The 13,009-nt window shown below is 72.7% G+C and carries 8 protein-coding genes; 2 read left to right on the top strand and 6 right to left on the bottom strand.

What is annotated here, in order from left to right:
- Position 1: 1 nt before the first annotated feature.
- The 5 genes from IO36_RS32190 to IO36_RS32170 form a co-directional block, all read right to left on the bottom strand.
- Positions 2 to 646, bottom strand: a complete 645-nt coding sequence (locus IO36_RS32190; protein ID WP_037625050.1) for a YceD family protein — start codon at positions 644 to 646, stop codon at positions 2 to 4.
- Between the two features lie 196 nt (positions 647 to 842).
- Complete coding sequence (locus IO36_RS32185) at positions 843 to 1,916, bottom strand: cell division initiation protein (RefSeq protein WP_037625048.1); 1,074 nt, start codon at positions 1,914 to 1,916, stop codon at positions 843 to 845.
- A gap of 98 nt (positions 1,917 to 2,014) precedes the next feature.
- Complete coding sequence (gene coaD / locus IO36_RS32180; RefSeq protein ID WP_209441301.1) at positions 2,015 to 2,494, bottom strand: pantetheine-phosphate adenylyltransferase; 480 nt, start codon at positions 2,492 to 2,494, stop codon at positions 2,015 to 2,017.
- Between the two features lie 26 nt (positions 2,495 to 2,520).
- Complete coding sequence (gene rsmD, locus IO36_RS32175; RefSeq protein ID WP_037625043.1) at positions 2,521 to 3,108, bottom strand: 16S rRNA (guanine(966)-N(2))-methyltransferase RsmD; 588 nt, start codon at positions 3,106 to 3,108, stop codon at positions 2,521 to 2,523.
- Positions 3,109 to 3,175: 67 nt separating this feature from the next.
- A complete protein-coding gene (locus IO36_RS32170) occupies positions 3,176 to 6,406 on the bottom strand; it encodes a helicase-related protein (protein WP_037625041.1) in 3,231 nt (1,076 codons plus the stop codon).
- A gap of 166 nt (positions 6,407 to 6,572) precedes the next feature.
- Between IO36_RS32170 and IO36_RS32165 the strand changes: the two genes are divergently transcribed.
- Together IO36_RS32165 and IO36_RS32160 are read left to right on the top strand one after the other, a co-directional pair.
- On the top strand, positions 6,573 to 8,411 hold the full coding sequence (locus IO36_RS32165; RefSeq protein WP_037625038.1) for an HSP90 family protein: 1,839 nt from the start codon (positions 6,573 to 6,575) through the stop codon (positions 8,409 to 8,411).
- Complete coding sequence (locus IO36_RS32160) at positions 8,408 to 11,449, top strand: tetratricopeptide repeat protein (RefSeq protein ID WP_209441298.1); 3,042 nt, start codon at positions 8,408 to 8,410, stop codon at positions 11,447 to 11,449. Before IO36_RS32165 ends, IO36_RS32160 begins: the two co-directional genes overlap by 4 nt.
- A 613-nt stretch (positions 11,450 to 12,062) precedes the next feature.
- Here the strand turns inward: IO36_RS32160 and IO36_RS32155 are convergent.
- Positions 12,063 to 12,989, bottom strand: a complete 927-nt coding sequence (locus IO36_RS32155; protein ID WP_037625180.1) for a LysR family transcriptional regulator — start codon at positions 12,987 to 12,989, stop codon at positions 12,063 to 12,065.
- Positions 12,990 to 13,009 lie beyond the last annotated feature (20 nt).

Below are 13,009 nucleotides of genomic sequence, written 5' to 3'. Positions count from 1 at the left end.
GCTACTTCTCCTGCTTCTCGTCGACGCCAGGTTCGGCGCCGCTCAACTCGTCCTTCTCGCCATCTTCGAGTGAACCGGCGAGTCCCTGCAGTGCCGCCCAACGGATGTCGACGGCGTCATGGTGGTGGTCCGGGTCGTCCGCCAGCCGGGCTCCGCATTCGGAGCACAGGCCGGGGCAGTCGTCCTGGCACACCGGCTGCATCGGCAGTGCGAGCACCACCGCATCACGCAGCACGGGTTCGAGGTCGAACAGGCCGTCCTCGAGGAAGAGAGTCTCCTCGTCGTCCTCGGCGTCGTCGACCGGCTCCGCCTTGGGGCGGCCCCGGTCATCGGCGTCAGGGTACGAGAACATCTCCTGGAAGTCCGCTTCGAGCACCTGCTCAAGCGGCTCCAGACACCTTACGCACTCCCCCTTCGCCGATGCACGGGCGGTGCCTGTGACAAGCACCCCTTCCATGACCGACTCCAGTCGGAGGTCGAGCTCCACCGGGGCGCCTTCCGGCACTCCGATGACTCCCTGGATCCCGAGGTCCGTGGGAGCGTCGATCGTGCGGGTCAGGCGCTGCAGCGCGCCAGGACGCCGCCCCAGCTCGTGCGTGTCGAACACGAGAGGATTGCGGTGGTCGAGGCGGGCGTTCAGAGCCATTCCTGCTTTCGATCTTCCAACTCGAGGAACGCCGCCCTCGGTGTCCCTGGGGCAGCGCTGATCGCGGACGTACACGCGACCGAAGAGCCAGGATACTGGACCTTTCGCTCTCGGCCCAATCCGGTCCGTGGCGGCTCCCCGGACAGGTCCGTGGCCGCGCCCCGGGCGACGGCTCGCGCCCCTCCTGACCGCGTGGTCAGTGTCCGCCGCGCCCCTGCTCGTACGCCCTGAGCTGGTCCGCGCTGATCATGCTGGTGTCGAAGAGGCTGACCTCGTCGAGGGGATGGTTCTGCTGGTCCATGGCGTGACCCTGCTGCTGGCCGTAGACCTGCTGGTTCTGGTCGTACCCCTGCTGGTCGTAGCCCTGCTGCTGGTAGGCGGCGTACGGGTCGGCCTGCTGGTAGCCGTAGGCGTCCTGCTGCTGGGCGTACTGCTGCTGGTAGCCGTAGGGGTCGGCCTGCTGCTGATAGGCGTAGGCGTCCTGCTGCCCGTAGGACGGCTGGGAGGCCGGTTCCGGGGTCCGGGGGGCCTGCTCGGGCTCGTCCGCGAGCTCGGCGAGGCCGGCGAGGTAGTCGGCGTCGCTGGTGTGCGCCCCGGGCGTCCCGTCGTCGCCGAAGGAACCGAGCGTGCCGAGGTCGTCGGTGGCGGTTCGGCCCTGGAGCTTGTCCCGGCCGCGGCCGACGGCCTCCAGGGTCTTGGCGAGGACGGCCTCGAAGGCGCCGAGCTTGGCGTCGACGTATTCGTCGGCGTTGCGGCGCAGGGTGTCCGGGTCGTAGCTGCGCTCGGGGGCGTCCTCGTCCTCGTAGCCCTCCTCGTCGAGGCCGGGACCGGTGCCGAGGAGCTTCTCGCGGCCGCGGCCGACGGAACCGAGGGTCTTGGTGAGGACGACCTCGAAGTTGGCGAGCTGGGAGTCGACGTAGTCGTCGGCCTCCGCGCGGATCTCCTCGGCCTCCTTGCGGGACTCGTTCAGGATGCGGTCCGCCTCGTTCTGCGAACGGCGGGCGACCTCGGTGTCGGAGATCAGCGACCCGCGCTCGGCGTGCGCGGTCTCGATGATCCGCTCGGCCTCCTGACGGGCCCGCTCGACCATCTCCTCGCGGCCGCCGATCAGCTCCTGCGCCTGGGCGAGCGAGCCGGGCAGGGCCTGGCGCACCTCCTCCAGCATCGAGAGCAGTTCGGCGCGGTTGACCACGCACGACGCCGACATGGGCATGGAGCGGGCGCTGCCGACCGCCGCGACGATCTCGTCGAGCTTCTTCTGAACGTCCACCGGTGCTCGCCACTCTCTACAGCTGTGTTGGAGACGGACGGGACGACTGTACGACCACTCCCGCACCGGCCGACACCGGGTGACGGACTGTCAGTCGCTCAGTCCTGGCCGAGCCGCTCCGTGAGGGCTTCCAGGACCACCGGCGGCACCAGGTGCGAGATGTCGCCGCCCCAGTTCGCGACCTCCTTGACCAGCGAGGAGGACAGGAAGCTGTAGGTGGGACTGGTCGGGATGAACAGGGTCTCGACGCCCGAGAGGCCGTTGTTCATCTGGGCCATCTGGAGTTCGTAGTCGAAGTCGCTGACCGCGCGGAGGCCCTTGACGATGGCCGGGATGTCCCGCTGCTTGCAGTAGTCGACGAGGAGGCCGTGGTAGGCCTCGACCTGGACGTTGCCGAACTCGGCCGTGACCTCGCGGATCAGCTCGATCCGCTCGTCGACCGTGAACAGGCCCTTCTTGGACTGATTGATCATCACGACGACGTGCACGACGTCGTACAGCGCGGAGGCGCGGGCGATGATGTCGAGATGTCCGTTGGTGATGGGGTCGAATGACCCCGGACAGACGGCGCGGCGCAACAGTGGTCCCTCGCTCTCCGGTCCGGTCATCGTGCGTCTTCGCACGTTGAGGCGGCGCGACCGTACCAAAAGGTGCCCTCGCCGTAGCGACGGGCCCTGAGGGCCTCAAAACCCTCGGGCCAGCCGAATTCACCGCCTCTGGTGCTGCGCTCCACGGTGACGAGCGCTTCCTCCGCGAGCCAGCCCTCCGTGCGGAGTGTGAGCAGAATCTCCCGAAGATCGTCGTCCGGAACGACGTACGGAGGGTCGAGGAAGACCAGGTCGTACGGCTCCGAGGGCGGCGCCGTGCGCACGATCTGCTCCGCTTTGCCCGCTCTGACCTCGGCGCCGGGCAGGCCCAGCGTCCTCACGTTGTCGCGGATGACCCGGGCGGCGCGGGCGTCCGCCTCGACGAGCAGGGTGTGCCCGGCGCCGCGGCTGAGCGCCTCCAGGCCGACGGCGCCGGAGCCGGCGTACAGGTCGAGCACGCGCTCGCCCTCCAGCGGGCCGCCGAGCAGGGACTCCCAGGTGGAGAAGAGGCCCTCGCGCGCCCGGTCGGAGGTGGGCCGGGTGCCGGTGCCCGGCGGGACGGCCAGACGGCGTCCGCCGGCCCGGCCGGCGATCACGCGGGTCATGAGGGTCCTTTGCGCTGGGGGTGGTCGGTTCCTCCCAGTCTCTCAGCCGCCGGACGGTCGGCGCCGCTCAGCCCTTGTCCAGGTACTGCTCCCGTTCCTCGTCCAGGAGGGCGTCCAGGGCGACGCGCAGGCCGGGCAGGTCCGTGAGGTCAGGGTCCGCGGCGACGACCGCGGTGGCCTCGTCGCGGGCCTCGGCGATGATCTCCTCGTCCTCGATGACGGCGAGCATCCGCAGCGAGGAGCGGACGCCGGATTGGGCCTGGCCGAGGACGTCGCCCTCGCGGCGCTGTTCGAGGTCGATGCGGGAGAGCTCGAAGCCGTCCAGGGTGGAGGCCACCGCGTTCAGCCGCTGCCGGGCGGGGCTCGCCTCGGGCATCTCGGAGACCAGCAGGCACAGGCCCGCCGCCGAGCCGCGGCCGACCCGGCCGCGCAGCTGGTGGAGCTGGGAGACGCCGAAGCGGTCGGCGTCCATGATCACCATGGCGGTCGCGTTCGGTACGTTCACCCCGACCTCGATGACGGTGGTGGCGACCAGGACGTGGGTCTCGCCCGCGGCGAAGCGGCGCATCACGGCGTCCTTGTCGTCCGGGTGCATCCTGCCGTGCAGGACCTCGACCCGCAGGCCCTGGAGGGGGCCCTTGGCGAGCTGGTCGGCGACGTCCAGGACGGCCAGCGGCGGGCGCTTCTCCGCCTCGTCCTCGGGGGACTTCTTCCGGGCGCCCTTCTTCGGGTCGTCCTCCTCGTCGCCGATGCGGGGGCAGACGACGTACGCCTGGTGGCCGTTCTCCACCTCCTCGCGCACGCGCTCCCACGCGCGGGCGAGGAAATGGGGTTTGTCGGCGGCCGGGACGACATGGCTGGCGATCGGCGAACGGCCGGCGGGGAGCTGGTCGAGGACCGAGGTCTCGAGGTCGCCGAAGACCGTCATGGCGACCGTGCGCGGGATGGGGGTGGCGGTCATGACGAGCAGGTGCGGGGGCTGTTTGCCCTTGCCGCGCAGGGCGTCGCGCTGCTCGACCCCGAAGCGGTGCTGTTCGTCGACGACGACCAGGCCCAGATCGTGGAACTGCACCTTGTCCTCGATCAGCGCGTGGGTGCCGATCACGATCCCGGCCTCGCCGGTGACCAGGTCGAGCAGCGCCTGGCGGCGGGCCGCCGCGCCCATGGAGCCGGTGAGCAGCACGACCTTCGTCGCGTGCTCGGCCCCGCCGAGCATGCCGCCCTGGGCCAGCTCGCCCATCATCTCGGTGACCGAACGGTGGTGCTGCTGGGCGAGCACCTCGGTGGGCGCGAGCATGGCGGCCTGCCCACCCGCGTCGACGACGGCGAGCATGGCCCGCAGGGCGACCATCGTGTTGTGCGTGACTGTGAAGTTGTCGGTGACGTAGGCGTGGCTCGGGTGAGCGACGCTGATGCACTGGACCGGTTTGCGGCCCACATATTCGACAGCCCGAACGCCGCGTCGGAACGTGTTGTATTTCGGACGAAGGCGGACCCGGTCAGCCTTGCGGGACAGCTGGAACGGTGCGTATTCGTCAGGCATTGCCACCGAGACATTGAAGGCGGCCTTCTTGGGCAACACCCGGGCTCGGCCGCCGAGTGAGCGCACGAGCCACGCGACGTCCTCTGCGAGCCTGGGCGAAACAGAGCAGAAGGAGATACTCATCCCGTTCTTCTGCACCGTGCCGTCCGTGTCCAGCAGCCCTTGAAGGAGGGCGAGTCTGTTCTTGATCGACGTGTTCTTGAATTTCTCGGGGACGAATTTGCTGTGAGACGTCGTTCCCCACAGATCCAGGTCCCGCAGCGCCTGGATCACGGGATTCCGAACACCTCCGGCCCGCTCTTTCAACTGAATCGTGTAGTCGCAGCGGGATCCGGTCACCGGGACCAGACGGCAGTCGGGCGCGACAGCGCCTGCCGCCGCCTCGCGGATCTCGTCATCGATCGTGGACAGGCGGAGGTTGTGCCGGAACGAACCGTCGCCCAGCAGAAGCCCGAGCAGATAGGGATCGAGTGGCAACCCGGCCTCCAGTCCGAGATCGACGGGAGCCGCGACGGGGACGTACCACTTCGACGATCCGTTCGCCTTGAACGTGTCGAGCCGGATCTCCCGGGTGGTCAGGGTCTTGGGCGTCTGTCCCCGGTGCCAGCCACAACTGGTGTCGACGATCCAGAGATGCTCGTCGTCGCACTCCACGGAACTTCCGTCGGAGAGGACCATGCGCCAGACATCCCTCACTCCCTGAGGGAAGACTCCGTCGATCAGGGCGGTCCCGCCGTCGGGCACGACAACCTCGTCGCCCTCCCTCAGGTCCCCCATCCGCCGGAAGCCCGTGGGTGTCAGCACGGTCGCGTCAAGAGGCTGGGCCTTCCCGGAACCCACCTCTCCCTGGAGCAGGCGGTGCATCGGGTGTTCGGTGGCGAGGCCGTCGAAGATCTCGCGGGAGACCTTCTGCTGGCCCTCGGTGAGGGTGAAGGGCAGCCGGGCGTCGAAGGCGGTCAGCAGGCCGTCGGGCAGGGGCTTGCGGGCGACGGCCGGGAGCTGGGTGTCGGCGTGCCGGCGGCGGGCCAGGGCGACCTGGAGGACGAAGGCCTCGTCCCACTTGAGGCGGGCGCGGGCGTCGTGGATGTCGGCCTTGGTGCCCGGGCGGTGGATCTTGAGGAGGGCCTCGGGGAGGCTCACCAGGCCGCGGCCGTCGCGCAGCGGGTCCGGGAGGGGGTCGACCGCCTGCTGGGCGCTGGGCAGCACCGTCTGCACGGACTTGGCGATCTTCCAGGACTCCAGCTTGGCGGTGGCCGGGTAGATCGGGATGAGGGCGCCGGCCCAGCTGTCGACGCTCTCCGCGGCCTCGTCGTCCTCGCCGCGCAGCAGTTCGTAGGCGGGGTGGGCGAGCTGGAGGCGGCGGTTGAAGACGGAGACCTTGCCGGAGAACATCGCGCGGGTGCCGGGCAGCAGGTCCTTGTGGGGCTTGTGCACGCCGTTGCCGAAGAAGACCAGCTGGACGCGGCCGCTGCCGTCCGTGATGGTGACCTCCAGGCGCTGGCCCTTGCCGCGGGGCGCCTTGGCGGAGGCGAAGGTGTGCAGCCGGGCGTCGGCGACCTGGGCGACCACCGTCACGTGCTCGTCCATCGGCAGGTCGGCGAGGTGGGTGAGCTGCCCGCGCTCCTCGTATCTGCGGGGGTAGTGGTGCAGCAGGTCGCCGACGGTGTGCAGGCCGAGGTGCTCGGCCATCACCTTCGCGGTGGCGGCACCGAGCGCCTTCTTCAGTGGTTCTTCGAGCACGGGCACGAGATCCATTGCACACCACCGCACTGACATTGCCGTATACGTCCTGGAAATCCGCTGGTCAGACGGCTGGTTCCGGGCCTAGGATGACGCGCTCCGGCCCTCTTCGCGGTCACCTCCCCCGGGACCGCCCGACCCCGCGCCGTCGCCCGTCCCCCCACCGACCGGCGCAGCGACGATGGACTCCCAGACCTCACAGCCGTCCCAGGCCTCCCCGTCACCTCACACGTTCCAGGTCGACCTGCGCGGTCTGGTCGACCTCCTCTCCCATCACCTCTACTCCAGCCCGAAGGTCTATCTGCGCGAGCTGCTGCAGAACGCCGTCGACGCGATCACCGCGCGGCGCGCCGAGCAGCCGGACGCGCCGGCCGCGGTACGGCTGTACGCCGAAGGCGGGACCCTGCGGGTGGAGGACTCCGGCGTCGGGCTCACCGAGTCCGACGTGCACAGCCTGCTGGCGACCATCGGCCGCAGCTCCAAGCGGAACGACGGCCTGGAGTCGGCGCGTTCGGACTTCCTCGGCCAGTTCGGCATCGGGCTGCTGGCGTGCTTCGTCGTCGCCGAGCGGATCCGGGTGGTCAGCCTCAGCGCCCGGACGCCCGACGCGGTGCCGGTCGAGTGGACCGCGGCCGACGACGGCTCGTACACCGTGCGCACCCTGCCCCGGGAGGCGCGGGCCGAGCCCGGGACCACCGTGCACCTGGTGGCGCGGGCCGGGGCCGGCGAGTGGCTGAGCCCGGAGCGGGTGCGGACGCTGGCGCGCGACTTCGGGGCCCTGCTGCCGTACGACGTACGTGTCGGCGACGAGCCGGTCGCGGACCTTCCCGCGCCCTGGGACCGGCCCTACCCGAGCCCGGCCGGACGCCGGGTCGCCCTGGCCCGGCACTGCCGGGAGCTGTTCGGATTCACTCCGCTGGACTCGATCGACCTGGACGTGCCGCTCGCCGGTGTCCGGGGCGTGGCCTACGTCCTGCCGACGGCGGTCTCGCCCGCGCAGCGCGCGAGCCACCGGGTGCACCTGAAGGGCATGCTGCTCACCGAGCGGGCCGAACAGCTGCTGCCCGACTGGGCGTTCTTCGTGCGCTGCGTCCTCGACACGGACAGTCTGCGGCCCACGGCGTCCCGCGAGTCGCTGTACGAGGACGAGACGCTCGCCGCCGTGCGGGAGGCGCTCGGCGAGCGCATCCGGTCCTGGCTGACCGGGCTGGCGGCGAACGACCCGGAGCGGCTGGCCGCCTTCCTGTCCGTGCACCACCTGGGGGTGAAGTCGCTGGCGCGGCACGACCCCGAGATGCTGCGCACGATGCTGCCGTGGCTGCCGTTCGAGACGAGCGACGGTCGGCTGTCCCTGGAGGAGTTCGCGCAGCGGCACCCGGTGGTGCACTTCACGCGGACCGTCGAGGAGTACCGGCAGGTCGCGCCGATCGCCTCCGCGCAGGGGGTCGGGGTCGTCAACGGCGGCTACACGTACGACAGCGAGCTGGTCGAGGCGCTGCCCGCCGTGCGTCCGGGCACGGCCGTCTCGGAGCTGGACGCGGACACCGTCACGGCCCACCTGGACACGGTGGACCCGGCCGAGGAGCTGGCGCTGGCGGGCTTCCTCGCGGCCGCGCGGTCCCGGCTCGACCCGCTGAACTGCGACGTGGTGCTGCGCGCGTTCCATCCGCTGTCGGTGCCGGCCCTGCATCTGGACGACCGGGCGGCCCGGCACGAGCAGGCCCGTGCGGAGGCCGAGGAGCAGGCCGACGACCTGTGGGCGGGCATTCTCGGCTCGCTGCGCGGCAGCACCCCGCGCGCGCGTCTGGTCCTCAACCACCTCAACCCGCTGATCCGCCGGATCAGTTCGCTCGGCGACCCGGAGCTGATCGGTACGGCCACGGAGTCCCTGTACGGACAGGCGCTGCTGATGGCCCAGCGCCCGCTGCGGCCGGCGGACTCGGCGCTGCTGAACCGCGCCTTCATCGGCCTGCTGGAGTGGGCCACCCACACCGACCCCGGAAAGGACGACCGGCGATGAGCCCGGCCATGGACTTCGACACACTGCGCCGGGCGATGGCGGACAACTACGAGCAGCCGGAGGGGCCGGGCCGCAACGCGCGCGCCGAGCAGCTGCTCGCTGAGGCCGAGAAGCTGGACGTCCCGCTCGCCGTCATCGAGGCGCTCGGACACCAGCTGAAGGTGTACAACTACAGCTCCGAGAAGGGGAAGATGTTCGTCCCCTTCGCCCGCCTGCTGCGCATGTGGGACGAACACCCGGAGGACTTCGACGAGTTCGAGATCCACTCGCTGCACTGGGTCTTCAAGTGGATGTCCGCGGGCATGCTCGACCAGCCGCACGTCCCGCTCGCCTCCATAGAGAAGTGGCTCGGCGAGATGGAGCGGCGCTATCGTCTCGCGGGCCACTCCGAACGGGCCGTGCGTAGCGCCGAGTTCAGCGTCGCCGCCCATCTGGGCGACCTGGAGCGGGCCGAGCTGGCGTACGGCGCCTGGATGGCCGCGGACCGGGACTCGATGGCCGACTGCCACGCGTGCGAGCTGCACGGGCAGGGGTGGTGGCGGGCCGTGCGCGGCGCGGACGAGGAGGCGCTGGAGCTGTGGGCGCCGGTGCTCCAGGGCGAGTACACCTGCGCCCACGAGCCGCACACCGCCCTCGCGTCCTCGCTGCTGCCGCTGCTGCGGCTGGGACGTACGGAGGAGGCGCGCGCCCACCATCTGCGGGGTTTCCGGCTGGTGCGGTCCATGGAGAGCATGCGGGGCGCGTTCGCCGACCATGTGGAGTTCTGCGCCCTGACCGGCAACGAGGCGCGTGCCCTGGAGCTGCTGGCGGAGCACCCGGCCTATTTCACGGACTCCGGGGACCCGCGCAGCCGGCTGGACTTCATGGCCGTCGTGGCGCTCACGATGGACCGGCTGACCGCGCTCGGACTGGGCGGGCAGCCGGTTCCGGGGCCCGCGGGGCGGGAGTGGACGGCTGCGGAACTGGCCGTCCACGCGCGCGAGGAGGCGCTGGCACTGGGGGCCCGGTTCGACGAGCGCAACGGCACGCCGTACATCGGCGAGCGGGCCCGTGCGCGCATGGACCAGCCGGTGCTGGTCGAACGGCTGCCGCTGGGCGTCCGCTCCGCCGGTGCGGCGGCACGCGCCGGTTCCCCCCGGCCGGTGCCGGTGGCCGTGCCGGCCGCCGCGGCGGAGGCCGGCGCACCGGACCTGGACGCGCTGCTCGCCGAGGCCCGGCGGCTCTCGGCGCTGCGGAACCCGGACGCGGTCGGGGCGTGGGAGGCCGTCTCGCGGGCCGCCGAGGGCCGGGAGCTGGACGTCCGCGACCGGGCGGAGATCGCCGATCACGAGGCGATGGGTCTCGGTCCGGGCGGCTCCGGTCACTTCCTGCGGGCCGCCGAGCTGTACGCCGAGGCGGGCGACCCCGGTGAGGCACTGGCGGCGCGTTCCCGCGCCGCGTTCGTCGGGGCCCTGTCGGGCGGTGCGGCGGGGTCGCTGGAGAGCGCCGCGGAACTGCGCGGCGAGGTGCTCGCCCTGTTCGCCGAGGGTGGCACGCAGGTATCGCAGACGGCGTCGGTGCTGGTGAGCCGGGCGCGGACGCTGATGCACCGGGTGGACGAGCTGGAGAGCGCCGCGGTGGAGGGGCGGCCGGTCCCCGGCGGCGACGCCGACGGTGACGTCCTGGCCGTCGCCGAGGAGGCCGCGCGGGAGCTGCTGGCCCTCGCCGAGCCGCACGCCGGGGACGACGTGGGGCTCGCGTCGCGGGCCGCCGAGGCCTACGCGATGCTCGGGGAGCTCGCCGCCCGCGCGGACGACGCCGAGGGGGCCGCCGGATTCCTCCGGCGCGCCGTCGACGGCTTCGTCGCGGCGGGGCTGCCGTGGTTCGCCGTCGAGTACGACTCCCGGCTCGCCGCGATCGCCACGCACCTCGGCGACATGGAGACGGCGGAGCGGGCGACGCGCGACGCGCTGGAGCACGGGGCGACCCATCTGGAGCCCGCCGGCCGGGCCCAGCTGCACCTGCGGCTCGCCGAGACGCTCGCCGCCGGGGGGCGCCCCGGACCGGCCGCGGAGCACGCGCTGGAGGCCGCGCACTGGGCCGACGAGGCGGGCGAGGCCGCCACGTTCGGCGCCTGGGCGCGCCACCACCTCGGCGGGTTCCTGCTCCGCCAGGGGCGGTGGGCGGAGGCCGCGGAGATCCTGGAGTCGGCGCTGCCCGACCTGACCGCCGAGATGCACGGCGAGGGCTCGATCGTGCAGACCCGCTGGTGGCTCGGGGACTGTCTGACCGAGCTCGGCGAACACCGCGGGGCCGCCGAGCACTGGCTGCGCGCGGCCGACGTAGCCCGGCACTGGCCCGAGCAGCGCGACCACGCGATGCTCGCGAACCTCGCGGCCGAGGCGCTCCTGCACGCCGGGATGACCGCCGAGGCGGATCAGGCGTACGCCCGCGCGTGCGACCTGTGGCGCGAGCTGGGGAACACCGACGCCGTGGTCCGGACGCTCCGGGCCCGCGCGTGGGGTGCGGCCCGGCGGGACGGAGGGCTCGGCGAGGCGCGGGAGCTGATGGCGCGGGCGGTCCTGGAGTGCGAGTCGGCGGCCGGACCCCGCCCCGGAGCCGACGACGGCCCCGGGGCGGAGGCGGGGGCTCCGGACGGGCACGAGGACCCGGCCGCGGCCGCGAGGCACCGCCTGGTCGCCGAACTCGGGCACACTCACCGGCAGTTCGGCGATCTGGTGGCCCGTTCCGTACCGGACGCCGCCGAGGAGGGCGCCGCACGGGAGGTGTTCGAGGAGGCGCTCGGGCACATGGACCGGGCGATCGCCGTGTTCGCCTCCCTCGGGGACGCCCTGCTCGGGGCCCGGACCGGGGCCGAGCTGGCGGCGGGCTGGCTGGAGACCGACCTGGGACGGCGCGAGGCGGCCTCGGCACGCGCCCGCACGGCGCTGACCCTGGCCGACCGCCTGGAGGGCGAGCTCGCCGAGGCCCGCCGGACCGAGGCCGAGAAGCTCCTCGCCCTGGCGGAGGCCCCCGACCCGCAGGAGAAGCCCGCGTAGAACACCGGGGCCCGGCCGAACCGGGGCCCGGCCGGACCGGGTGCCCGGGCGTCGGGGTGCCCGGGCGTCGGGGCGTCGGGGCGTCGGGGCGTCGGGGCGTCGGGGCGTCGGGCCGCGGGAACCTCCCGCGACCCGGCCGGGCCGGGCTCGGCGGCACCGCACCGGCGGCGTACGACATCCGGTGGACCCGGGTTCGACGCTGTCGGCGGCGTCGGCGGCCCAGCACTTGGTGGCCGTGGCAGCGGGTCGGCGTGGCGGCTCCCCGGCGAAGCAGACTCCACGGTGCCGCCCGACTCCGCCGCAGCCGCCATGGCCACGGGCGACCCCCACACCCGGCCGACGCACCCGCTCCCCGGCGAACGCGAACTCCACGCTGCGCCCCACTCCGTCAGAGCTGGCATGGGCACGGGCGACCCCGCACCCGGCCGACGCACCCACTTCCCAGCGGACGTGAACTCCACAATGCCGCCCGACTCCATCGCAGCCCGCATGGCCACGGGCGCCCCCCACACCCGACGGGCGCACCCGCTCCCCGGCGGAGCCCGGTTGCACGGTGTTGCCGGCGCAGCCGAGCGGTCGGCGTGAGCGCGGTGCGCCCTGCACCGGGAGCGTCCTACTCCCCGCCCGAACCCGGTGTCGTGGTGTCCATGGTGCGGAGTTCCGCCGCCGCTCTGCGGAGTTCGGTGAGGACCGTTCGTACGGCCTTGCGGGCCGCGCGTTCGGGGCGGTGGAGCACGTCGATGCGGCGCACCGCGTGGACCCCGGTCAGGGGTCTGAGGACCAGCGCGGGATGCGGGCGCGTGGTCCAGCGGGGCATCAGGGCGACCCCGCCGCCCGCGGCGACGAGCTCAGCGACCACGGTGAACTCGTTGACGCGGTGGACGATGTCGAGCCGCCGGTTCGCGGCGGTCGCGACGGCGTCGACGGTGGCCATCAGCGGAAAGCCGTCGTGCACGGTGATCCAGGGCAGCCCCGCGACGTCGGCCGGGGTCAGGCTCTCCCGCCGGGCCAGCGGGTGGCCGGCCGGCAGGGCGACGTCGAGGGGTTCGCTCAGCAGCGTGGTCGCGGTGACGGTGCGCGGCCAGGGCGGTGTGTGCGCGAGGTGGTGGGCGACGACGAGGTCGTACTCCCGGGTCAGCCGGGGAAAGTGGTCCTGCGCCACGTCCTCGTCGGCGAGCGAGAGCCGCGGTGCCCCGGGGTCGCGGTCGCGCAGCAGGACCGGGAAGAACGTGGCGGCCGCGCTGTGGAAGGCGGCCACCGACACGTCCCCGGCCGGCGCGTCGACGAACTCGTCCACGCAGGTCCGGGCCCGGGCGAGGGCGCTCTCCACCTCGATCGCCGCACCGGCCAGCACCCGCCCGGCGTCCGTCAGGACCAGGCGCCGTCCGTCGCGTTCGGTGAGCGGGACCGGGATCGAGCGCTGGAGCAGGCGCAGGTGCTGCGAGATGGCCGACGGCGTCATCAGCAGCGCCTCCGCCACGGCGGTGACGCTTCCGAGTTCGCCCAGTTCCCGCAGGATCCGCAGCTGTCGCTCGTTCACCCGCACAGTGTAGTGATGCT

It is taken from the genome of Streptomyces aureus (genome assembly GCF_000725495.1).
GTDB classification, from domain to species: domain Bacteria; phylum Actinomycetota; class Actinomycetes; order Streptomycetales; family Streptomycetaceae; genus Streptomyces; species Streptomyces aureus_B.
The sequence above is the reverse complement of the archived record's forward strand: the minus strand, read 5'-3'. Positions and strand labels throughout refer to the sequence as shown.

What these genes read in the sequence shown, in the direction of transcription:
- IO36_RS32190 (WP_037625050.1), bottom strand. Translation starts at nt 646, where the DNA reads ATGGCTCTGAACGCCCGCCTCGACCACCGCAATCCTCTCGTGTTCGAC.
- rsmD (WP_037625043.1), bottom strand. Translation starts at nt 3,108, where the DNA reads ATGACCCGCGTGATCGCCGGCCGGGCCGGCGGACGCCGTCTGGCCGTC.
- IO36_RS32170 (WP_037625041.1), bottom strand. Translation starts at nt 6,406, where the DNA reads ATGGATCTCGTGCCCGTGCTCGAAGAACCACTGAAGAAGGCGCTCGGT.
- IO36_RS32165 (WP_037625038.1), top strand. Translation starts at nt 6,573, where the DNA reads ATGGACTCCCAGACCTCACAGCCGTCCCAGGCCTCCCCGTCACCTCAC.
- IO36_RS32160 (WP_209441298.1), top strand. Translation starts at nt 8,408, where the DNA reads ATGAGCCCGGCCATGGACTTCGACACACTGCGCCGGGCGATGGCGGAC.